The sequence below is a fragment of the Granulicoccus phenolivorans DSM 17626 = NBRC 107789 = JCM 15570 genome (genome assembly GCF_000423085.1).
Lineage (GTDB): Bacteria > Actinomycetota > Actinomycetes > Propionibacteriales > Propionibacteriaceae > Granulicoccus > Granulicoccus phenolivorans.
This window is the reverse complement of sequence record NZ_AUHH01000009.1, coordinates 95579-118072: the sequence shown is the minus strand read 5'-3', so window position 1 is coordinate 118072 and position 22494 is coordinate 95579. Positions and strand designations below refer to the sequence as shown.

Annotated in this window: 16 protein-coding genes; 3 read left to right on the top strand and 13 right to left on the bottom strand. The window is 70.4% G+C overall.

The features are described from left to right. Positions 1-2: 2 nt before the first annotated feature. From G531_RS0104770 to G531_RS0104735, 8 genes are all read right to left on the bottom strand, one after another. Complete coding sequence (locus G531_RS0104770; protein WP_060929981.1) at positions 3-944, bottom strand: glycerophosphoryl diester phosphodiesterase membrane domain-containing protein; 942 nt, start codon at positions 942-944, stop codon at positions 3-5. A gap of 191 nt (positions 945-1135) precedes the next feature. After that, positions 1136-4279 (bottom strand): isoleucine--tRNA ligase, encoded by a 3144-nt coding sequence (ileS, locus tag G531_RS0104765; protein WP_026926372.1) that lies wholly within the window; start codon positions 4277-4279, stop codon positions 1136-1138. Between the two features lie 320 nt (positions 4280-4599). After that, on the bottom strand, positions 4600-6318 hold the full coding sequence (locus G531_RS0104760) for a choice-of-anchor G family protein (RefSeq protein ID WP_162143143.1): 1719 nt from the start codon (positions 6316-6318) through the stop codon (positions 4600-4602). Between the two features lie 157 nt (positions 6319-6475). Then, positions 6476-7072 carry a recombination mediator RecR gene (gene recR, locus G531_RS0104755; RefSeq protein ID WP_026926370.1) on the bottom strand — a complete coding sequence of 199 codons (597 nt, stop codon included), beginning with the start codon at positions 7070-7072 and terminating at the stop codon, positions 6476-6478. 65 nt (positions 7073-7137) lie between these two features. Then, positions 7138-7455 carry a YbaB/EbfC family nucleoid-associated protein gene (locus tag G531_RS0104750; RefSeq protein ID WP_026926369.1) on the bottom strand — a complete coding sequence of 106 codons (318 nt, stop codon included), beginning with the start codon at positions 7453-7455 and terminating at the stop codon, positions 7138-7140. Between the two features lie 87 nt (positions 7456-7542). Beyond that, positions 7543-10185, bottom strand: coding sequence for a DNA polymerase III subunit gamma and tau (locus G531_RS0104745; RefSeq protein WP_428829746.1), 2643 nt, complete (start codon positions 10183-10185; stop codon positions 7543-7545). 155 nt (positions 10186-10340) lie between these two features. Continuing rightward, entirely contained in the window at positions 10341-11075 is a 735-nt protein-coding gene (locus tag G531_RS0104740; protein ID WP_026926367.1) for a putative quinol monooxygenase, read from the bottom strand. Then, positions 11068-12093: a VOC family protein gene (locus G531_RS0104735; protein ID WP_026926366.1), complete on the bottom strand. Its 1026-nt coding sequence runs from the start codon at positions 12091-12093 to the stop codon at positions 11068-11070. Before G531_RS0104735 ends, G531_RS0104740 begins: the two co-directional genes overlap by 8 nt. Before the next feature lie 134 nt (positions 12094-12227). On the opposite strand from G531_RS0104735, the gene G531_RS0104730 reads away from it, so the two are divergent. Further along, a complete protein-coding gene (locus G531_RS0104730; RefSeq protein ID WP_026926365.1) occupies positions 12228-13103 on the top strand; it encodes a LysR family transcriptional regulator in 876 nt (291 codons plus the stop codon). Here the strand turns inward: G531_RS0104730 and G531_RS26385 are convergent. From G531_RS26385 to G531_RS0104710, 5 genes are read right to left on the bottom strand one after another with little or no spacing between them, the layout of a single operon-like run. Continuing rightward, positions 13061-13462: an allophanate hydrolase-related protein gene (locus G531_RS26385; RefSeq protein WP_211221767.1), complete on the bottom strand. Its 402-nt coding sequence runs from the start codon at positions 13460-13462 to the stop codon at positions 13061-13063. The two genes, G531_RS0104730 and G531_RS26385, sit on opposite strands and share 43 nt — an antisense overlap. After that, a complete protein-coding gene (locus G531_RS20475; protein WP_211221766.1) occupies positions 13459-14766 on the bottom strand; it encodes an allophanate hydrolase in 1308 nt (435 codons plus the stop codon). The genes G531_RS26385 and G531_RS20475 overlap by 4 nt, the downstream gene beginning before the upstream one ends. Further along, the gene (gene uca, locus G531_RS20470; RefSeq protein WP_051215049.1) at positions 14763-18443 is read right to left on the bottom strand and encodes an urea carboxylase; all 3681 of its coding nucleotides are present in this window, start codon (positions 18441-18443) and stop codon (positions 14763-14765) included. The genes G531_RS20475 and uca overlap by 4 nt, the downstream gene beginning before the upstream one ends. Continuing rightward, the gene (locus tag G531_RS0104715; protein ID WP_051215048.1) at positions 18440-19075 is read right to left on the bottom strand and encodes an urea amidolyase associated protein UAAP2; all 636 of its coding nucleotides are present in this window, start codon (positions 19073-19075) and stop codon (positions 18440-18442) included. Before G531_RS0104715 ends, uca begins: the two co-directional genes overlap by 4 nt. 11 nt (positions 19076-19086) lie before the next feature. Further along, positions 19087-19923, bottom strand: coding sequence for an urea amidolyase associated protein UAAP1 (locus G531_RS0104710; protein ID WP_026926363.1), 837 nt, complete (start codon positions 19921-19923; stop codon positions 19087-19089). A 176-nt stretch (positions 19924-20099) separates the two neighbouring features. Between G531_RS0104710 and G531_RS20465 the strand changes: the two genes are divergently transcribed. Next, positions 20100-20759 (top strand): TetR/AcrR family transcriptional regulator, encoded by a 660-nt coding sequence (locus tag G531_RS20465; protein ID WP_051215047.1) that lies wholly within the window; start codon positions 20100-20102, stop codon positions 20757-20759. Between the two features lie 87 nt (positions 20760-20846). Next, on the top strand, positions 20847-22319 hold the full coding sequence (locus G531_RS0104700; protein WP_026926362.1) for a suppressor of fused domain protein: 1473 nt from the start codon (positions 20847-20849) through the stop codon (positions 22317-22319). Positions 22320-22494: the final 175 nt, after the last annotated feature.

The window sequence follows — 22494 nt, the reverse complement described above, 5'->3', positions numbered from 1 at the left end:
GGCTAGTCCTTCGACGGTTCCGATTCCGGGGCCAGCCAGGGGGCCTGCCCGGTGCGATGGCTGGTGAGCAGCTGATCGGCGTACCCGGGATCGAGTTCGAAGCGCCGTGACTGGTACAGGTAGGTCGTCGACAGCGTCATCGCCGGTACGCCGAAGATCCCGACCAGCAGCGCGAGCACCGTCCCGCCGATGGTGGGCACCAGGAAGGTCGACCCGAAGCCGGTGGTGCTTTCGGCCGCAGTGAGGGTGCTGATCCAGATCAGGGCCACCAGGGCCCAGCCGATGCCGACCAGCGTGCCGCAGATCGCGGCCATCGCGAGTTGGTGCCCGAGCGTGCTCCAGACCTTGCCGCGGGTCAGCAACCAGGACTGCTTGATCGCCGCCGGCAGCGGCAACCGCTCCAGGGTCAGCACGGTCGGGACGAAGGCGAACCGGGTCCCGAAGTAGTAGTTCAGTATCAGCAGCACGGTCCACCAGGCCAGGATCAGCAGCGCCCCGCCCCCGGCGGCCCCGAATCGGATCCCCAGATCGACCAGGATCCCGATGGTGTAGAACAGCCCCGGCCACAGCAGGTGCCACAGAATGTTGCCCAGCGCGACCGGGTTGCTCGCCCGCAGCAGTTCGCTGATCCCGGGGCGGCGTCCGGTGGAGGCCTCGGCGGCCGAGACGGTCAACGGGGGCACCAGGTACGCCTGGGCGATCCCGAGCACCAGAAACGGCACCGCGAGGATCACGAAGGAGGCGATCAGCCGGCCGACGCCGAAGAAGTCCTCGTACGCCAGGGACTCGACCACCAACGCCCCCACCTGGGGCGGCACCACGATCAGGATCGGGCTGAGCGGGATCAGCGCCGCCAGGCACACCACCGCGGCCAGTCCGATGGTGCCGGGGCGGTTGCGGGTCATCGTCTTCCACGTGCCGCCGAAGATCTCCCCGATGCTCAATGGCCCCAGTGGGATGCTGCCGGGCTGTGGCGGCCGGGGCTTGACCCAGCGCGGGACGGGTACCGCCGGTCGAGGTGGTCCGGCCCATCCGGGCGGCGGGGTGGGCTGGGTGGACACCGTGCTCCCTCCTGCTGCTGAGCCTCCAGGTTACTCATCAGCAGGCCGCCTCGTCCGCCGCTCGACGGGACCGGTCACGCCTCGGCGCGCACCACCCGGATGCTCAGGCCCAGGTCGGCGTCGGTGGTCCACTCGCCGTTGGGCGTCCCCTCGACGGTCTCGGTGGCCAGCACCTCATCGGCCACCAGCGCGCCATGGGCCTGCAGCGCCTCGGCCATCTCCCCCTCCGCCGACCAGTGCAGGGTGATCCGGTCCGAGACCTCGAGCCCGGTGTTCTTCCGGGTCTCCTGGATCAGCCGGATCGCTTCCCGGGCCAGCCCGGCCCGGACCAGTTCGGGGGTCAGCTCCAGGTCCAGCGCGATCGTCTCGCCCTGGTCGTTGATCACCGACCAGCCCTCCCGCGGACGCTCGGACAGCAGGACCTCATCGGGCCCGACCTCGACCTCGCCGACCTCGGGCACCTGCACGATCGCCTTCCCGTGCTCGCGCAGCTGATCGTTCAGCGCGGCTGCATCGGCGTCGGCGATCGCCTGCGCCACCAGCGGGGTCTGCTTGCCGAACCGCTTGCCGAGTCTGCGGAAGTTGCCCTTCGCGGAGTAGTCGACCAGGTCGCCCGCCGAGGCGAAGGACTCGATCCGCTCCACGTTCAGCTCTGCGGCGATCTCCTGGCGCAGTTCATCGGTCAGCTGGGCGTACGCCGCGCTCGGCACCAGCGCCCGGGACAGCGGCTGGCGGATCTTCACCTTCGCCTCCGAGCGGGCCGAGCGACCGAGCTCCACGATGCGTTGGGTCAGTTCCATCGCGGCATCGAGGTCCTCGCTGATCAGCGATTCCTCCGCCACCGGCCAGGTCGACAGGTGCACCGACTCCACCTCGGCGGGATCGGCGGCGACGAACAGGTCCTGCCAGACGCGTTCGGTGATGAACGGGATCAGCGGCGCCATCAGCCGGGTCACGGTGTGCAGCACCTCGTGCAGGGTCCACAGAGCAGCCGGGTCGCCGGCCCAGAAGCGCCGGCGGGAGCGCCGGACATACCAGTTGGACAGGTCGTCGACGAACTTCTGCAGCAGGGTGCCGGTGCGCTGGGTGTCGAAGTCCTCCAGCGCCGCGGTCACCTCGCGTACCAGGACCTGGGTCACCGAGACCAGCCAGCGATCCAGCACCGGGCGATCGGCGACCGCGGGGGCCGAACCGGTCGGGGTCCAGTCGTTCACGCCTGCGTACAGCGCATGGAACGCGACGGTGTTCCAGTAGGTCAGCAGGACCTTGCGCACGGTCTCCTGGATCGTGGTGTCCCCGACCCGACGGGCCATCCACGGGGACCCGGAGCAGGCCATGAACCAGCGCACCGCGTCGGCGCCGTGCCGGTCCATCAGCGGCATCGGCTCCAGGATGTTGCCCAGGTGCTTGGACATCTTGCGGCCGTCCTCGGCCATGATGTGACCCAGGCACAGCACATTGCGGTAGTCGTTCTGGTCGAACACCGCGGTGTTGACCGCCATCTGGGAGTAGAACCAGCCGCGGGTCTGGTCGGTCGCCTCACAGATGAAGTCGGCCGGGAAGTGCTTCTCGAACTTCTCCTGCGAGCCCTCGGCGTACGGGTAGCCCCACTGCGCGAACGGCATCGAGCCGGAATCGAACCAGGCGTCGATCACCTCCGGGACGCGGCGGAAGGTGCCCGGCACGCCCGGCTGGGTGAAGGTGACCTCGTCGATGAACGGGCGGTGCGGGTCGAATCCGGTCAGGTCCCGCCCGGCCAGTTCACCGAGTTCGGCCAGGGATCCGACACATACGATCCGGGTCGGGTCGACGTCGTTGCGCCAGATCGGCAGCGGCGTACCCCAGTAGCGGGTGCGCGACAGCGCCCAGTCGACGTTGTTCTTCAGCCAGTCGCCGTAGCGGCCCCATTTGATGGTCTCCGGGTACCAGTTGGTCGCCTCGTTCTCCCGCAGCAGGGCGTCCTTGAACTGGGTGGTGCGGATGTACCAGGACGGCTGGGCGTAGTAGAGCAGCCGGGTGTGGCAGCGCCAGCAGTGCGGGTAGGCGTGCTCGTGCACCACGGTCTTGAAGGCCAGGCCCCGATGCCGCAGGTTCTCCAGGATGATGTCGTCGGCGTCCTTGAAGAAGACTCCCGAGACCAGGCCCAGCCCCTCGTAGAACCGCCCGTCGGGTCCGATCGGGTTGACGAACTCGATCCCGTTGCGCTTGCAGGACTGGTAGTCATCGGCACCGAAGGCCATCGCCTGGTGCACCAGGCCGGTGCCCTCGCCGGTGGTGACGTAGTCCTCGGCGACCACGAAATGGGCCGTTCCGGGCTGCTCCATCACCTCGAAGGGACGCTGGTAGGTCCAGCCGACCATCTCCGCGCCGGTGAACCGGTCCTGGACCGTCCAGCCTTCGCCGAGCAGGTGCTCGACGGCCTCTTCGGCGATGATCAGGGTGGACTCGCCGTCGGTGGCGGTCACGTAGGTCAGCTCCGGCCCGACCGCGACCAGCGCGTTCGCGATCAGCGTCCACGGGGTGGTGGTCCAGATCATCAGGTCCGCGGTGCCGGCGTACGGGCCGGAGGTGAGCGGGAAGCGGGCGTACACCGTCTCGTCGTGGACGTCCTCGTAGCCCTGGGCCAGCTCGTGGTCGGACAAGGTGGTACCGCAGCGCGGGCAGTACGGGGCGACCCGCTGCTCCTCGGTCAGCCAGCCCTTCTCGAAGATCTGCTTGAGCGCCCACCACTCCGACTCGATGTAGGACGGCTTCATCGTCCAGTACGCGTCGTCCATGTTGACCCAGTACGCCATCCGCTCGGTCAGCGCGGCGAAGGCATCCACGTGGCGGGTGACCGACTCGCGACACTTCGCGTTGAAGGCCTCCACGCCGTACGCCTCGATCTCGGGCTTGCCGTTGATCCCGAGTTCCTTCTCCACCGCGAGCTCGACCGGCAGACCGTGGCAGTCCCAGCCCGCCTTGCGGTCGACGAAGCGGCCCTGCATGGTGCGGAAGCGGGGGAACAGGTCCTTGAAGACCCGGGCCTCGATGTGGTGGGTACCGGGCATCCCGTTCGCGGTGGGCGGTCCCTCGTAGAAGGTCCACGGCTCGCCGTCGGCAGTCCGCGCCAGCGACTTCTCGAAGGTGTCCTGCTGCTCCCACAACTGCAGGATCTCCCGCTCCATGGCGGGCAGATCGATCTGGGCGGGGACGCTGCGGTAGCGATTGGCGGTCATCGGTCCTCGGGTTCAACGAAGGGTGGAGTCGAACGTCGAGGGACGAGCCGGCAGGGCCCGCGGTACCACCCTCGTTGGCCGGGAACCGGCCCACTCAAGCCTGTCGCGGCCGGGTCTAGTGAGCACCGAGCGGTGCCGTTCTTCCGGCAGCTCCGAGGTGATGGCCCCATCAATGCCGTGCGACGGCGCCATTGTAGTGCGCTGATCCGAAGACGGGTAGTCCGCTGCGGCCCGGCCGGCGTGGTCCCGGGACGGATCCGGGGGCGTACCGGCATCGGCACGCCCCCGGTGGGGTCCGGCGTACGCCGGTGGCGGTCAGCTCACAGGTGCGCGATCGGACCGACCGCACCCCGGGCCAGGTAGAGCGTGACCAGCTTGTCGCTGAGCGCATTCAGCACCCCGATCCGCAGGGCGGCGACGTCGTACTCCCCGTCGGCGAGACCGGCCCAGTCCGCCGGCTCGGCGCCGGCATTGCCCGGCGGTTGGCAGGCGATCTGCGGATCGTTCTGCGCATTGGCGGTCAGTTGCAGCACCCCGGGGGTGATGAACAGCGCGTTCAGCAGCGCGCCCACGACGGAGGACAGGTTCGTGACAGCCGTGTTGACGGTGGTGGTCACGGCCTGACTGGCCAGCAGGTCGCGGATGGTGCCACCGAGGGTCCGCAGGGTGGTCTTCAGGGTGCCGGACAGGAACGCGGTCAGCAGTCCGATGATGCCGGCACTGCCGGTCGTGCTGGGGGTGAAGTCGCCGGCGATGATCTTGGTCAGGGTGTCATCGACGGTGATCGCGGCAGTACCCAGCAGCGGGGCGCTCAGGTTCAGTACCAGCTTGACCCGGATCGTGTCGGTGGCCGTGATTCCGGTCGAGGCGCCGGTGCTGCCGGTCAGGTTGGCGGCGAGCTTGCCGAGTTCGGTCACGGTGTTGGTGATCGCGCTCGGGTTGACCACCAGGCTGGTATTCGGGGCGAGCCCGTTGAGGGCGGAGTTGGTCCCGTCCGGCCGGTACGCGCCCCCGAGCAGGGCACCGATATCGATGGTCAGCGGTTGCGCCGACCCCAGGCGGAGGTCGACGAGGTCGCTGTCGGGCAGCAGGTCGCCGGCTCCGGTGTAGTCGGTGGTGATCGACGGCTGGGCGGTGGCGTCGATGCCGAGCAGGCTGAGGGCGCTGGTCAGGTCGCTGAGGAGTGAGTTGACCACGCCGCTTTCGCCGATCACGGTGTTCAGGGTGCTTTCCAGCCCGCTGGTGACCGCACCGATCAGCGGCGAATCGAGGGCCAGGCGGAGCCAGGCCAGCAGGTAGTCCCGGGTGATGCAGACCGCACAGTCCTGTTCGTACGCCCGGCCGGCCACGGCTCCGACGTTCAGGGTGAGATCGGTGATCTCGGAGACCCCGCTGCCCAGCCCGGCCAGTCCCCCGCTGAGCGCCTCGTTGAGCAGGTTCTTCAGGTTGATGCTGGCGTATGTGGTGGACCGGGCGGTGTTGCTCAGGTCGATCGCGCCGCTGCTGTTGTCCACCGCCCCGGTCGAGCCGACGGCCCGCCCGTTCGCCAGGGCCTGGGCGAACTGGTTCAGCACACCGAGATCGGTCCGGATCAGGTTCCCCAGCGGGATACCCGCGGTGACCTGGACCGCCCCGAGGGCATCGACATCCAACGGCATCCGGTACGCCGGGCCCGACGCCGTGGTGACCTGCTGGGCACTGGTCGGGTCGGCCACCGGCGCTGCCGGCGGAATGGTCGAGACCTTCAGGCCCCGCACCTGGGCGAGGGAGGCGCCGGTCCAGCTCGGGTCGTCGAAGACCTGGCTCAGGCGCGTGCCGAGCAACGTCCCGCTGAGAAACTGGGCCGCGGCATGGATCTGGGTATAGGTGACGGCATCACACGGGCGGCCCGGGCTGGCCGCCACCGCAGGCAGGGTGCTGGAGACGATCACTGCCGGAGTGGCCCAGGCCACGCCGGCGACGACCGTACGCCGCGAGACTCCGGGCCGGGCCGGATTTCCTGTCGCGTCAGAACCGTGAACATCACTTCGTTGGTCCACCGAGATTTCCTTTGCGCAAATGTGTGGCAACCGCTGCCACGCGCACGAACCCTAGCCAGCAAATTTGCGCTTATGCCACCCGAAGGCCCTCAATTTATGCGGGTGAAAACTACTGTCCGGTTGCTAAGGCGAATCCCGGCGGCGGCCGTGCGGGCGCTCAGAGCACCCGGCGTCCGGAGAACGCCCGTCCGAGCGTGACCTCGTCGGCGTACTCGAGGTCGCCGCCCACCGGCAGCCCGGACGCCAGCCGGGTGACCCGAATGTCCTCGAAGGAGGCCAGCATCCGGCTCAGGAAGGTGGCGGTGGCCTCCCCCTCGAGATTGGGGTCGGTGGCCAGGATGACCTCGGTGACGGTGCCGTCGGCCAGCCGCTGCATCAGTTCGCGGACATGCAGGTCGCCCGGGCCGATCCCGTCGATCGGGCTGATGGCGCCGCCCAGGACGTGATAGGTGCCGCGGAACTCGTTGGTCCGCTCGATCGCGACCACGTCCTTGGACTCCTCGACCACGCAGATCATGGTCGGGTCGCGGCGTGGATCACGGCAGACCCGGCAGCGCTCCTCCTGGGAGACGTTGAAACAGACCTCGCAGTAGCGGACCTTCTCCTTGACCCGGCGCAATGTGTCGGCCAGGCGCTCCACGTCCTCGGCGTCGGCGGCGAGCAGGTGGAACGCAATCCGCTGGGCGCTCTTGGGCCCCACCCCGGGCAGCCGCCCGAGTTCGTCGATCAAATCCTGGACGGGACCCTCGTACAACACAAACCTCGTTCTCGGTCAAACGGATGTGGCCGGCCGCGCGGGGGCGGCCGGCCGGGGTGGGATCAGAGCCCGAAGCCGTCCATCCCGGGCATCCCGGAGAACTTCGCCTGGGCCAGGGCACGCATCTGGGCCTGGGCGTCGCGGACGGCGGCGATGATCAGGTCGGCCAGGGATTCGGTGTCCTCGGGATCGCAGGCCTCGGGCTTGATGGTCAGCGCGACCAGTTCGGCGTCGCCGGTGACCTCAGCGGTGACCAGGCCGCCGCCGGCGGATCCGCTGAACTTGGACTCGGCCAGTTCCTGCTGGGCCTTGGCCATCTGGGCCTGCATCTGCTGGGCCTGGGCGAGCAGGGCGTTCATGTCGAGGTTCTCGGGCATCATGAGCGTTTCTCCATGGGTCGGGGATCCGGCGGATCTGTCGGTTCGGGTAGGCAGACGGATCTGGCTGCACCCAGAGTAGGCGCTGGCTCAGACAACATCCTCCTCGATGAGTTCGGCACCGAGGTGGCGGGCCAGGAGTTCGGCGGTCGATTCGTTGTCCCCCTCGACGGTGGTGTCGTTGCGGTCGGGTTCGACCTCGGGCTCCGGGTCGGGGGTGGGCGTACGCGGTCGCGCGGCCGCCATCGGACGAATGGCGGACCTGGCCCCGGCTGAGTCCCGGTGGGGCGCCGCGGGCCTGGTCGGCGGGCCGGGATCAACGAAAGGGGGCTCATCCTCCGGGGGTGGTGGCTCCTCGTCGTAGGGCGGCGGTTCGACCTGATGGGGGGCGGCCGGGCGACGATTCGCCGGGCCGGTGCGGGTCCCGCGGACCGGGGGGTCGGTCGGCTCGGGTCCGGTTCGGTGACCGGGCTCCCGCTGTGATTGCGCCGGGACCCGCTGTGGCGGTGCGGGCGGCGCTGCTGCGGGCCCGCCCTGCTGGGGTGCGGGCTGCTGCGGTGCGGGCTGCTGCGGCGCGGGCTGCTGCGGCGCGGGCTGCGGCGGCGCGGGGCGGGACTGCTCCGGCTGCCGATCCATCGGCGCGGGTGCGTCCGGTGTGGGTGCCGGGGCAGGTTGCCGCGGGGCCGGACCCGACTGGCGGGCCTGTGGGCCCCGGCCCGACCCGCCCTGGGGTGCGGTTGTCCCTTCCACCACGGCCTCGATCCGCAGATCGACGCCCATCACCTGGATCAACGCCTCGCGCAGCACGGTCTCATTGCCGCCGCGATGGAAGCGATCCCGGGCCCCGTCGTTGCGCAGCATCAGGGTGAGCACCCCGTCGTGGACTCCGCCCACCTGGGCGTTCTGGCTGATCAGGATCCAGGCGAAGCGACGCATCCCCTTGAGGGTTTCCAGGACGTCGGGCCACAGCCGGCGTACATCGGCCAGCGTCGGCCCCGCACCGGCCGGCTGCTCGGCGGCAGCGGCGGGACCCGGTCCGGCCGCCGGTGCTGCCGGCGCGGGCTCCGGTTCGCGGACCGGGTGGGCCGGGGCGGTGGGGCGCGCCACCGGCTCAGGGGCGGTCGCCGCGGGGCGAGGTGCCGGAGCCGGTCGGCGAGCGGGCTCGGGTGCCGCCGGGGCCGGGCTCGGCACGGCCGCGCTCGGGGGCACCGGCGCGGCAAACGGTACCTGAGCAGCCGGGGCCGGAGCGGCCGGGGTCACAGCGGGCGGCGGGGCCGAGATCGGAGCGGTCAGCGCCGGTTCGGCGGCCCCGGGGGCACCGTCCATGCCGACGCGCCGCTCGAGTCGGTCCAGTCGGGCGTGGACACCCCGATCCCCCGCGTCTGCCCCGGGCAGCAGGACCCGGGCACACATGAGTTCCAGGTGCAGCCGGGGTGCAGTGGTGCCGCGCATCTCGGTGAGGCCGGTCGCCAGCACCTCGGCGGCGCGGGTCAGTTCCCCGACGCCGAGTTGGGCGGTCTGCGCCCGGTACCGCTCGGTCTGATCCTCGGCCGCGTCGATCAGGCCGGCCGCGATCGCGTCCGGCACCGCGGCGAAGATGACCAGATCCCGCAGCCGCTGCAGCAGGTCTTCGGCGAACCGCTTGGGATCCTGGCCGATCTCGATCACTCGGTCGATCGTGCTGAACACACTCGAGGCATCACCGGCGGCGAAGGCGTCCAGCATCGCGTCGAGCAGGGAATCGGGGGTGAAGCCGAGCAGTCCGGTCGCCTGGTCGTAGCTGACGCCCTGCTCGGCGGCCCCACCGAGCAACTGGTCGAGCACCGAGAGCGAATCGCGGACCGACCCGGCGCCGGCCCGGACCACCAGGGGCAGCACGCTCTGCTCGATCGCGATCCCCTCGGACCGGCAGATCTCCCCGAGGTAGCCACCGAGCACCTTCGGCGGCACCAGCCGGAACGGGTAGTGATGGGTCCGGGATCGGATCGTGCCGATCACCTTCTCCGGCTCGGTGGTGGCGAAGATGAACTTCACATGCGGCGGCGGCTCCTCCACGACCTTCAGCAGGGCGTTGAAGCCGGCCGGGGTCACCATGTGTGCCTCGTCGACGATGTAGACCTTGAAGCGGGCCTTGACCGGGGCGAAGAACGCCTTCTCCCGCAGGTCGCGGGCATCGTCCACGCCACCGTGCGAGGCGGCGTCGATCTCGATCACATCCAGCGAGCCCGGACCACCGGTGGCGAGCTCGCGACAGGACTCGCACTCCCCGCACGGCGTCGGGGTCGGGCCCTGCTCGCAGTTCAGGCAGCGGGCCAGGATCCGCGCGGAAGTGGTCTTGCCACAGCCGCGCGGACCGGAGAACAGGTAGGCGTGGTTGACCCGGTTGTTCGCCAGGGCACGCTGCAGCGGCTTGGTGACGTGCTCCTGGCCGATCACCTCTTCGAAGGTGTCCGGCCGATAGCGCCGGTACAGCGCCAGGGGTGCCTCGCGCGGCGGCTCCGTCCGGTGCGTCGCTGCGGCGGGCGGGGTCGCTACCGAGTCGGTCGGGGGCGCGGGTGCGGGCTCCGGGTCGGATTCGGCCGCGGGGTCGGGGGCGTCCTCCGGTTCGTCCGGTTCGTCCCCCAGCAGAGACGGTCCGTCTTGCTCGAACGAGGGCTCGAAGCCGTACTCGTCGAGCTGATCGTCATCTTCCTCGGGATCCACAAGCTGCACCCTAGTCGGCCGGTCCGACACTTGTGCCCGCTGCCCGGATGCGCACTGGCCCACCTGCCGGCCGACCCGACGACCGCACCGTCGTTTTCGGTGCACCAGATTTCGAAATCAGCCGTTCTGCTCCAGTCAGAAGGCAGTTCACAATTTCTGCTGCACCGAAAACGACGATCCGCACCTCAGGCGGGCCCCCACTTGACCCCGATCGACTGATCGGCATCCTCGATCGGCTGCCAGCGCCCGTACATCGGGCGGTAGCCGTGCTGTCGATAGAACTCCCGACTGGTCCCGCCCCGGGTCGACTCCACCGGCTGCCGATGGCTCGGCCCGCGGTATTCCGCGGTGACCATCCGCAGGTCGTTGTGCATGTCGTAGATTTCCTGGTCGGCCCACAACTCCACCAGCAGCAGATGGTCGGCCAGCTCGACGTTGCGGAGCCAGTCGTAAAATTCGCAGCCGGTTTCCCGGAGGGTCTCCGGAACTTCCCGTTCGAGAACCGCGTATGTCTGATCGTCGGGGGTCACCGCGTACTCGATGAGGATCCGGACCCCGCCGCTGCCGGCCGGCCAGGTGATCAGCGAGTCGACATCACGCTGCCAGATCCCGTTGACCGGGCTGAACTGTTCCGAGCGCGGATAGAACTCGTGCTCCACGCCCTCGGCCAGTAACGCCGCCACCAGCACATCGGTGCCATTGCGTTCGGCGTCCCGCCACCACGCGGAGAAGGCCACCTCCGACTCCCACTGGGTGGTCAGCACCAGGTGCGACGCGCCGGTGCAGGACTCGTACGCCTCGGCGGTCACGCAGCCCGCGGCCTCCCGGACCGGGGCCAGGGCCGCGGCCAGAGCTCGGGGATCGGGGTGGTCGGGCAGGATGTGCAGGGTCCGCAGTTGCCGCGCGATCGCCTCAGCCATGGAAGGTCACCACCCAGTCGGGCGCCTGGTACTGCGGCTCCGCCGGACGCCGACGGATGACGCCCTCGATCAGGAAGCCGAGTTCGGCGGTGTCGAAGTACGCGAACTCCGCGGCCCCGCCGCGCAACGGGGAGCCCATGCAGATCGGCGCCCCCAGCCCGGTCATCGTGTCGATGGTGGCTACCCACTCGTTCTCGTCCTTGGCCATCCAGGCGTACACGTGATGGATGCCCGGTCCGCGGCGGTCGGAGAACTCGCGGTTGTAGTGGCTGTCGCCGTAGGTGGTTTCGATGATCTCGAAGCCGAAGTTCTCGCACATGCCCTGGGAGGTGAAGTACCCGTGCTCGACGGACTTGCCGCGGTACTGCGGCGAATCCAGCCGGCCCATCTCGGCGTTCCAGGCCTTGATCGGGAACTCGGTGATCCCGAAGATCGCATGGTAGGCCTCGTTGGCCTTCATCACGTTGTTCACGATCACGCCGAAGTGGAAGACCTGGGTGAACGGCAGCGGCGAGGTGGCGTCGGCGGCATTCGGCGCGATCGGGTCGGCCGCGGCGGGGTCGGCGACCTCCAGCAGGTAGCCGCCCAGGGCGTCGCGGGTGTCCCAGAACTCCCGGCGGCCCTCCGCGGTCTCCCAGGAGTTCGACACCGCGATGCCGAGCCCGGTCAACCGGCTCGCCAGGGTGTTCGGGTTGCTCGGGTCCTTGTCGACCACGGTCAGCCAGGCGATGCCCGGCCCCTTGGTCAGCAGGTACTCGTTGAAGGGAGTCTCGCCGGAGATCGGCTCGACCAGTTCGAAGACCACCCCCTCGGCCGCACCCCAGCGGCCGATCGCCGAGCGGTAGGCACCGGTGGTCTCGCGGCCGTTCGCCGCACGGACATCGCGCAGCGCCTCGGCCGGGTACTCCGCGGTGGCCCAGTCGGTGATGCCGAGGTACTTCTCATAGGCTGCCTGCGCGGTGGCCAGATCGCGAACGACCACTCCCACCCGCTTCAGGACCACTCCGTTGTCTGCCATGCTTCCTGCCTCTCCTTGTGGCCGGGGACTCCCGCACAAAACCCTAGGCAGCCCCACCGTCGCTGTCGAGAGGTACGCGACGACGGTCTCGACTGGGGATATTCCAGGGCGGAATGGCGGGATAGGGTCGCGGCATGGATGATCGGACGATCGGCATCTTCTTGACTGTGCTCGATGCCCAGAGCATGAGCGAGGCCGCGCGCCGCACCTACTTGACCCAATCGGCGATTTCGAAACGGATTGGCGCACTGGAGGAGGAATTGGGGGCGACGTTGTTCTTCCGGACCCCGACCGGACTCACGCTGACCCCGGCGGGACGTCGCCTGGAGCCGATGGCGCGGGACCTGTGGGCACGTTCGCTCCGGGTCCGCTCAGCCTTCTCCACCGCGGAGACCGGCGATTCCGGCCTGGTGCTGGCAAGCATGCCGGGCATCAGTGAGCTCTATGTGGTGCCGTTCGTGGCCGCCACCGGTGCGCCGATCACCGAATTCATCGCGACCCCGCCGCACGAGGTGGTCGGGGAGCTGTCCGGCCGTGCCGATCTGGCCCTGAGCAGCGTCCGACCGGCCGCCGGGCGCGCAGCGCTGCACCGGGTCGGTGACATTCCGCTGCTGGTCCAGCTGCCCGCCGAGCACCCGCTGGCCGCCGACGCCCCGGCCGGACTCGAGGTCACCGAGTTGGCTGCCGAGCACATCCTGCTGCCCGCAGTGAACACCGCGGTCGCCGAGACCGTGTCGGGGTTGCTGACCGGGGTCGGGCGGGTGCCGCCCAAGGTCGGCTTCGTCAGCACCGGCCTGCTCGCCCAGGCCCACATCTCCCACGGGAGCGGGGTCACCATCGGCGTGGAAGAGTCCCATTTCGGCCTGGTCTCCCGCCCGTTGCGGTACGACGGCCAGGCGGTGGTGGTGCCCCTGTACGCCGCCTGGCTCCCGGACCACTTCCGCGCCGCGGAGCTGGAATCGCTGGCTCACACCTTTGCCGACTGGCTCACCGCGCGGCCGGCCAGGTAGGCCGCCCAGCCGCCGTACTCGGTGATCTCGGTCGCGCCGGTGAGCGCGTACGGCTCGACCAGGAAGCCGTTCACCCAGGACCCGTCGCCCAGTTCCACATGCCCGATCGCCATCGGGGTGGCCAGGGCGTCGACGAAGCCGGCGAACGCCTCCCCGCCCAGGTCCCAGACCTCGACCACGATCGCCGCGCCCGCGTCGGGGTCGCGGACCAGGCCCGGTTTGGCCGGCGTCGTGCCCAGATCCCACAACCGGTACGCCGGGGCAGTCCGGGTCACGGCCACCAGCACGGCAGCCCGGTCGCTGAGCTGGTGATGCAGCGGCTGCCCGGCCAGATGCGCACCCACCACCGCAAGCCTCATCCGGCCGCCCCCACCGATTCCCGCCCCCCGACCCCGGCGGCGACCAGCAGTTCGGCGTCGCTGTAGGCCGGACCCACGAGCTGGACCCCGAACGGGAGCCCATTCACCTCCGCGGCGGGGTAGGCCAGGGCGGCCAGGTCGAGCAGATTGACGAAGTTGGTGAACCGGCCCAGGTCCCGATTGATCCCGACCGGATCGGCCTGCACCGCGGCGATACTCGGATGCTGGGTGGTGACCGGGAGCAGTAGCGCATCTATGGTTTCGAACATCCGGGCTGCTTCGACCCGGCGCCGATCCAGGTCGCGGCTCTCCCGGGCCAGTTGCCAGGCCGGAATGTCGCGGGCCTTGGCGATGATGCCGCCGACGGTCGGGTCGACCTCGGTGCGGTGCGCGTCGACGAACTCGCCGACCGCGGCGTACCGCTCGGCGACGAAAGCCCCGTCGTAGAGCATCCGGGCGGTGTCCAGCAGCATCGTGATGTCGACCTCGACCAGCTCCAGACCACGCTCGGCGAGCCGGTCGGCCTCGGCGGCGTACGCCTCGGCCCAGCCGGGGGCGAGTTCGCCGAGCTGTTCGGTGGTGGCGATCCCGACCCGGCGGACCAGGCGGGCCGGGGCCGCCGGCCGGTGGGACAGCGGGTCCCCGGCATCGGGGCCGGCCATGATCTGCGCGATCAGGGCGGCCCGGACCGGGTCGGTGTCCAGCACGGTCACCACGTCGAAGGAGGCGCAGGCCGGGACCACCCCGGTGGTCGGCACCAGACCGCGGGTCGGCTTGACCCCGTACAGGCCGTGGAACGCGGCGGGGACCCGTCCCGAGCCGGCCGTGTCGGTGCCCAGGGCAAAGTCGACGAAGCCGAGCGCGACGGCCACCCCGGAGCCGCTGGAGGAACCGCCGGAGACCAGGTCCGGATGGGTTGCATGGCGGACCGCCCCGTACGGGCTGCGGACCCCGACCAGGCCGGTGGCGAACTGGTCCAGGTTGGTCGACCCGAGCACCACCGCCCCGGCGGCCCGCAGCCGAGCGACCACCGGTGCGTCGCTCACCGGTTCGAAACCGTACGCGGGGCACCCGGCGGTGGTCACGATCCCGGCCACGTCGATGTTGTTCTTCACCGCGAACAGGGTCCCGGCCAGCGGCAGGGGCTCCCCCGCCGCCACGGCGGCCTGCACCGCGGCGAACTCGGCTGCCACCTCGTCACGGTCGCGCAAGGTGATCCAGACCTCCGGCCGGTCGGCCGCCGCGACCCGGGCGTACGCCTCGGCCACCTTGGCCACGCCGGTGATTTCGCTCGACTCGCTCATGCCACTGCCTCCATCTCGTCCAGCTCTTCGTTCTGCGTACGCACCACGACCAGCGGTGTCCCCGGCGCCACCTGGGCGCCGCAGCGGGTGAGGACCTCGACCACCACCGCGTCGACCGGGCTGACCACCGCGGCCTCCATCTTCATCGCCTCGACCGCGAGCAGCGTCTGGCCGGCGCGGACCCGGTCCCCGGGGGCCACGTCGATCCGGAACACGTTCGCGGCGAACTGTGCCTCCACCGCCGTACAGCCCGGCGGAATCTCCACCTCGGCCGATTCCGGCTCGGCTCCCCCGGCCACCGAGGCCCGCTCGAACTCCCCGGACGCCTCCCAGGCCGCCCGCTCGGCGGCGAACGCTACCTGCTGCTTGTTCCGGAACTCCGCGATCGAGTCGGCGTTCTCGGCCAGGAACTCGGCGTACTCGGCCACCCCGAAGGTGCCCTCCTCGATCTTCAGCTCCAGCCGGCCGGCGGCCATGTCGGCGCGCATTTCGGCCAGTTCCTCGGTGCTGACTGGGAACCACTTGATCCGGTCGAAGAAGCGCAGCAGCCACGGCACCCCGGGCTCGAACGCGCCGCGCTGCTGGTGGGTGGACCAGACCTGGGTGGTCCGGCCGACGAACTGGTAACCGCCGGGGCCCTCCATTCCATAGATGCACAGGTACGCCCCGCCGATGCCGACCGAGTTCTCCGCAGTCCAGGTGCGAGCCGGGTTGTACTTGGTGGTGACCAGCCGGTGCCGCGGATCCAGCGGGGTCGCGACCGGGGCGCCGAGGTAGACGTCGCCCAGGCCCATGACCAGGTATTCGGCGTCGAACACGGTCCGGTAGACGTCCTCGACACTCGCGAGCCCGTTGATCCGGCGGATGAACTCGATGTTCCACGGACACCAGGGGGCGTCGTCGCGGACGCCGGCCATGTATCGCTGGATCGCCTCCCGGGTGGCCGGGTCGTCCCAGGACAGCGGCAGGTGCACCGTCCGGCTGGGGACCCGCAGGTCCTTGGTCGAGGGCAGCGCGTAGTCGAGGTCGCGCAGCAGGTTGACCAGGGCTTCGGGGTCGGCCACGTCGGGATCCAGGTGGATCTGCAGGGACCGGATGCCGGGGGTGAGCTCGATGATCCCGGCCAGTCGGTCGTGATCGGCGAGTTCGCTGATCCGTTGGGCCAGGGCATGCACCCGCATCCGGACCACCAGGTCCAGTTGCATCGGGCCGTATTCGACCAGCAGTGCCGCGTCGCCCTGGCGGCGTACGGTCATCGACGGCAGATCGTCATGGCGGATCCCTGCTGCGGGGGCGCTGGGGCGGCCCGCTTCTCCAGGGCCGCTGGGGCGGCCGGGGTCGGTCAGCAGGATCCCGCCGTCGACGATGCAACCGCGGTCGGGCACCGGCGCCGCCAGCGGCGAGCGGCGCAGCCCGTGCGCCTGCGGCATCGAGATCGGCACGAACCGGACCCGGTCCCCGGGACGCAGCTGGCCGAGCATCCAGCGGTGCGCGGTCGGCACGGTCACCGGGCAGGTGAATCCGCCCAGGCTGGGTCCGTCGGGGCCGAGCAGGATCGGCATGTCGCCGGTGAAGTCGACCGCACCGACGTTGTACGCGGTGTCGTGGATGTTGCTCGGGTGCAGCCCGGCCTCGCCGCCGTCACTGCGGGCCCATTCCGGTTTCGGTCCGACCAGGCGTACGCCGGTGCGGGCGGAGTTGAAGTGCACCTCCCAGTCGGTGTTGTAGAAGGTCTCCATGTCGGACTCGGTGAAGAACTCCGGCGCGGCGTGCGGGCCCTCCAGGGCGGCGATCTCCCAGCGCGCGGAGAAGTCCGGCCGCTCGGCGCTCGGCACGATGCAGACCTGCTGCGGCTCGGCGGGGGTGGCCAGCGGGACGATGTCGCCGGGGCGCAACGGACCGCCGGTGAGACCACCGATCTTCCCGTCGGTGAAGGTGGCCGCCGAGCCCATCACCGGGGCGACGTCGAGGCCGCCCTCGACGAGCAGGTAGCTGCGCATGCCGGCAGTCGGGGTCCCGATCTCCAGGACGCCGCCGGCGGGGACGGTGATCGGTTCCCACTGCGGGACCGGGGCCTGATCGACCGTGACCGGCGTGGGTGCGCCGGTGACGATCAGCCGGGTCTCGGTGTGACAGCGCAGCGTGGGCCCGGCCATGGTGATCTCCAGGCCCGGTGCGCCCTCGGCGTTCGCGAGCGCCCGGTTCCCGGCCCGGAAGGACCAGTCGTCCATCGGGCCCGACGGCGGGATGCCCACCGGCCAGTACCCGACCCGGCCGGGCCAGTCCTGGATGGTGGTGAGCAGGCCGCCCTTGAGGACCTCGAACCGCGGCTGGGTGTTGACGACGTGGTTGAGGGTGTCGGTGGAGTGGGTCGCGGCGAGGACGGTCTCTTCCTCGGCGACGGTGCGCAGCAGGCCGAGGTTGCTCGCCACGCCCTGGACCCGGGTGGCGGCGAGCGCCGCGCCGAGTTTGGCCCAGGCGTCGGCGCGATCGGTGCCGTGCACGATGAGCTTGGCCAGCAGCGGATCGTAGCTGGTGGAGACCGCGCTGCCGGCCTCGATCCAGCCGTCGACGCGGACGCCTTCGGGGAACTCGGCGGCGGTGATCGTGCCGGAGCTGGGCACATTGCCCAGGTCGGTGTTCTCGGCGTAGATCCGGGCCTCCACCGCGGCCCCGGTCGGAGCGGCCGGTTCGGCGACCACGTCGGTCTCCCCCAGCGCCAGCCGCAGCATCCATTCGACCAGGTCGATCCCGTAGCGGGCCTCGGTCACCGGGTGCTCGACCTGGAGGCGGGTGTTCACCTCCAGGAAGGCGGCCTCCTGGCGGACGGCGTCGTAGATGTATTCCACGGTGCCGGCCGACCGGTAGTCGACCGCGGCGCACAGCCGGCGGGCGGCGTCGGCGATCTCGGCGCGGACGGTATCGGGCAGGTCGGGGGCCGGGGATTCCTCGAGCACCTTCTGGTTGCGGCGCTGCAGGCTGCAGTCGCGGTCGCCGAGGCTGATCACGGTGCCGGCGCCGTCGCCGAAGATCTGGACCTCGACGTGTCGGGCGTGGGTGACCAAGCGCTCCAGGAAGACCCCGGCGGAGGCGAAATTGGCGCCGGCGAGGCGGCGTACGTTGTCCCAGGCGGCACCGAGTTCGGCCGGGGTGTGGCAGGCCTGCATGCCGATGCCACCACCGCCGGCGGTCGCCTTGAGCATCACCGGATAGCCGATCCGGTCGGCCGCGGCGTACGCCTGCGTCAGGTCGGCGAGCAGACCGGTGCCGGGCAGCATCGGGACACCGGCGGCTTCGGCGGCGGCCCGGGCGGTGTGCTTGGCGCCGAACAGTTCGAGTTGTTCGGGGGTCGGGCCGACGAAGGTGATCCCGGCCGCGGCGCAGGCCCGGGCGAAGTCGGCGTTCTCGGACAGGAAGCCGTAGCCGGGGTGGATCAGGGTGGCGCCGGTGGCCCGGGCGGCCTCGATGATCCGGTCCTGGCGCAGATAGGAATCGGCGGCCGCCTCGCCGCCCAGCAGGACGGCCTCGTCCGCGTGGTGCACGTGCAGCGCACCCCGGTCGGCCTCGGAAAAGACCGCGACCGTACGCAGGCCCAGGCGCTTGGCGGTCCGGATGATCCGGACGGCGATCTCGCCACGGTTGGCGATCAGCAGGGTCGTCGGCAGCGGGGTGGTCATCGGCCCTCCTGGATGATCATCTCGGCGCGACTGGGGTCGAAGCCGTTGCAGGGGTTGTTGATCTGCGGGCAGTTGGAGACGACAACCAGGGTGTCCTTGGCGGCCCGCAGGCTGACCCGGAGGCCGGGGGCCGAGATGCCGTCGACGATGCCCAACGCCCCGTCGGGGTCGACCGGGACGTTCATGAACCAGTTGACGTTGGAGACGTGGTCCCGCTTGCCCATCGCGTACTTGCTCAGTTCGATCAGGAAGTTGTCGACGCAGCCGTGCTGGTGCCAGGTGTGGTGGCCGTAGCGCAGCGTGTTGGATTCCTTGGAGCAGGCGCCGCCGAGGGTGTCCTGGCGGGCGACGTCGTTGGCGACCACGACGAGCAGCGGGTCGTACTCGTTGTCGCGCAGGATCGAGCCCTCGGTCAGGTAGACCGAGCCCTGGCCCTGCAGGGTGGCCTGGACGGAGTAGGCGCGGGAGGTGTCGTGGGCGTCGTAGCACAGGAAGTCCACGGCCTGGTTGCCGTCGAGGTCGACGATGGTGAGCACCTGGCCGGCGGTCAGGATCGCCGACCAGGGGGCCCGCGGGGCCACGGTGTGGCGGGACAGCACGGTGCCGAAGTCGGGTCGGATGAGCGTGGTCATCTCGGGTCCTTTCAGGCCAGACCGCGGGCGGTCAGGTAGTCGAGAGTGTTGGCGTACGCGCGGCGCCCCTCGGGGCTGCGCGACCAGAGCGGGTCGGTATCGGTGGTGGGGCGGTCACGGCGGGCGAGCACCTCGAGCGGGCCGCAGTGGTACGCCGGGCGCGGGTCCAGCGGATGGGCGGTGTTGGCGATCAGGACGATCGCGGGCATCTCGATCCGCAGGGTGATGCCGGCGCCGGGCCCGGCCGAGCCCTCCCAGTGCGGGTGGCCGTCTGCGTCGATGCGGACGCCCTGGAAGAAGGAGACGTTCGGCGGCAGGTCGCGGGCCTCCAGGCCGTGCTTGAGGCCGGCCAGTTTGAACAGTTCGCGACCCGCCGGGGACGGGCCGTGCGGGGCGCCGTCGCCGTAGCGCTCCTCGTTGCGGGCGCGGGTGCTGGTGCCGAAGATCGAGTCGTGGCGGCCGGCGGTCGCCGCCTCGACCGACGCGAGGACGCGGCCCTGGTCGCTGAGCAGGAGCTGACCGGTGTCGGTATAGACCTGCCACTGCACCTTCTGGGTGTCGGCGACGTTGAGTCGTTCGACCGGTTCCAGGGCGTTGTAGAGCAGGACATGGGCGCAGGCGTCGCCGGTGAGGTCGGTCAGCTGCAGCAGGGTGCCGCGGGCCAGGACCTTGTGGGTGTAGTTGCCTCCGGCGACCCGCTCGGCCCAGACCAGGGTCGCCGGGTCGATGCCGGCGGGGACGTCGGGGAAGTCGGTCGCCGGCAGGATCGGCATCGTGTCGCAGGGGGTCCCCGCCTGGGCCCGGGCGTGCTCCCGAGCCCCGGCGGTGGTGGCGGTCGCAGTGGTCACGGCGGTCTCCTTCGGTGGTCGGCGGATGCTGGGCAGAGCCGGCGTCGCGGTTTTTCTGTCGTCCGACAGAAACTGTTGAAGGTAGTCAAATCGACGGATGTGACCGGGCTGTTCGAGCGGCGTTACGGCTGTGTTGCGGTTGCCGGGCCGGGTCGGCGTCGGCAAAGCTGGACCGCATGGCAGGACGCGGACGACCCCGCAAGAGCGAATCCCCCACCGGGCGCGGGACCCGGGCCGACATCCTGTACGCCGCCGCGGCACTGTTCGCGGTCCACGGATTCCAGGCCAGCACCCACGCCATCGCCGAGAAGGCCGGAATCTCCCAGGCGACGCTCTACCACTATTTCCCGAACCGGGAGGAGATCCTGCTCACCCTGTTGCTGGACACGGTGCAGCCGACGATCGACCTGGCCGGTGACCTGCTCGTCGGCAGTGAGCCGGCTGCGGCCCGGCTGTGGGCACTGACCTGGTGGGACGCCCGGCAACTGGGCCAGGGGGAGGTGAACCTGGGCGCCCTGTACCTGCTGCCGGAGGTGCAGGACGAGGCCTTCGCACGGTTCCGGGACGCCTGGCAGCAGGTGGAGCGACGCTACTCCGCGCTGGCCGAGCAGTGCCGGCCGGGAGCCGGGGCCGAGGCGTCGCTGGTGATCGGCCTGGTGGAGTCGGTGATCCTGGCGCGGCACCGCGGGACCGACGCCGCGCTGCCGGCCGAACAGGTCGCCGATGCTGCCGTCCTGCTGGTGGCCCGGGCACCGATTCGCGAAGCGGACCGACGCTCGGGCCAGGCCCTGGCCGCGGCGCTGCCCGGGCCCGAACCACTGCATGCCCTGCCCTGATCCGGGCCGGCCTGATCGCCCGATCCGGCGTACTCGCCCGGTCCCGGCGTACAGTGACGCCGTCCGGCCCCTCAGGAGAGGCTTTCGATGAGTGATCCCGGTGATGAGGAGTTCGCTCCCAACGGAGACCCGATCTACCGCCACATCGACCCGATCGAGGGACTGACCCCCGCCCCGCGCGACAAGCAACGCCGGAGGGCCAATGAGTTCCATCTGCGCCGCTACCTCGGGGACGAGTACATCACGTTGTCCGAACGACGCAGCTGGGGCATCACCCTCGATCTCCACGTGTTCCCGCCGAGCCAGGACTACCCCCATCTGACCCTGGTCACCGCCGGCATGTCGGATCTGCCGATGGCCGTGCCCGACGGGTTCGAGCATGCCCGGCTCGAACTGATGATCGGTCTTCCGGCCGGGTGGCCCGGCCTCGACCCGATCAACGAGGCGGAGCTGGACAAGGAAGCCAACTTCTGGCCGATCCGGATGCTGAAGGACGTGGCCCGGATTCCGCAGACCTACGACAGCTTCCTGGCCTGGGGGCACACGATCACCGATCAGGACAACATGCTGTTCGATGACTCGGCTCCGTTCGCCGCAGCGTTGATCGGCCCACCGCTGGGCTACCCACCGGCGCTCATGCGGGCCACCACCCCCGAGGGCGATACCGACTATCTGGCGGTGTTCCCGATCACTGCGGCCGAGCTGGCGTACAAGGTCACGACCCCCAACGGCGGAGACGCGCTGCTGGACCGCCTCTCGGCGGCGGGCATCTCGGCGGTCATCGATCCGAGCCGCGGTGACGTGGTCCTGGACACCTGGGCGATCCACCTCCTGCTGGGTGAGCCGGCCCGGCACCTGGGCGAGGTGTTCGGCAGTGTGCTGCCGGAGCCGGCCGCCGCCCTGGCGGAGTCGGCGGAGACCGAGTACGTGCTGCCGGTCGCGGGCACCCACGTCCGGCTGACCCTGTCCCCCGACCCACTCGAGGAGCCCGCGCTGGCCATCGACACCGCCGCGCGCGGGAACTCCGCCCTGTCCGCCGCGGTGGCCGGGCATCGCAGCGTGGTGACCCTGACCTCCGCCGTCCCCAGCGGGAACTCCTCCGGCCCTGCCGAGGAAGCGTCGCAGCTGGCCGGTTTTCTCGTGACCCAGATGATTACCGCCGGCGGCCGCGTCACCGCGGTCTGGTTGCCGCACCAGGGCCACGTCTGTACGCCGGCCGAACTCGACCGCGACATCGCGGCCAAACGGGTCGAGGTGACGTTCCGCGTGCATCCGCTGGACCCGGAGCACCCGGACCGGGGCGCGGTCACCCGGGGGCTACGGGCGGTGGGCGAGCGCGATCTCTTCCGCACCGACGACAAGACCTACGCCGAGTGCGCGGCCAATCTCCGGGCGGTGGTCCGCCAGCTCCGCGACAGCACCGACCCGATCGTCGAAGGCCGGCAGGTGCGCTACGCCTGGTCCCGCTACCAACTGGCCGACGCGGTGCTGCCCGGCACCGACATGCCGGCCTGGCAGGTGGTGGATCAGCCGCGCGGGCGCCGGTTCGGCAGGCGCTGAAACATCCTCGTCACGCCCTGCCCGATCGCGTTACCTTCCCGACCTTTGCCAACGATCCACTGAAACACGCCCCGGCCAATATCTGTTGTCAGACAGAAAATGCCGGTCGCGACCTCCCGTCGGGGCGGCCGGTGCCCACCCGGACCCCTCTGCGCTGCGGCGCGCCATTCTCGGG

Coding starts and splice junctions, on each gene's coding strand:
- ileS (WP_026926372.1), bottom strand. CDS start 4,279: ATGACCGCCAATCGCTACCGCAGCGTCCCCGCCCAGATCGATCTGCCC.
- G531_RS0104750 (WP_026926369.1), bottom strand. CDS start 7,455: ATGATGCCCGAGAACCTCGACATGAACGCCCTGCTCGCCCAGGCCCAG.
- G531_RS0104740 (WP_026926367.1), bottom strand. CDS start 11,075: ATGGCTGAGGCGATCGCGCGGCAACTGCGGACCCTGCACATCCTGCCC.
- G531_RS0104735 (WP_026926366.1), bottom strand. CDS start 12,093: ATGGCAGACAACGGAGTGGTCCTGAAGCGGGTGGGAGTGGTCGTTCGC.
- G531_RS0104730 (WP_026926365.1), top strand. CDS start 12,228: ATGGATGATCGGACGATCGGCATCTTCTTGACTGTGCTCGATGCCCAG.
- G531_RS26385 (WP_211221767.1), bottom strand. CDS start 13,462: ATGAGGCTTGCGGTGGTGGGTGCGCATCTGGCCGGGCAGCCGCTGCAT.
- G531_RS20475 (WP_211221766.1), bottom strand. CDS start 14,766: ATGAGCGAGTCGAGCGAAATCACCGGCGTGGCCAAGGTGGCCGAGGCG.
- uca (WP_051215049.1), bottom strand. CDS start 18,443: ATGACCACCCCGCTGCCGACGACCCTGCTGATCGCCAACCGTGGCGAG.
- G531_RS0104715 (WP_051215048.1), bottom strand. CDS start 19,075: ATGACCACGCTCATCCGACCCGACTTCGGCACCGTGCTGTCCCGCCAC.
- G531_RS20465 (WP_051215047.1), top strand. CDS start 20,100: ATGGCAGGACGCGGACGACCCCGCAAGAGCGAATCCCCCACCGGGCGC.
- G531_RS0104700 (WP_026926362.1), top strand. CDS start 20,847: ATGAGTGATCCCGGTGATGAGGAGTTCGCTCCCAACGGAGACCCGATC.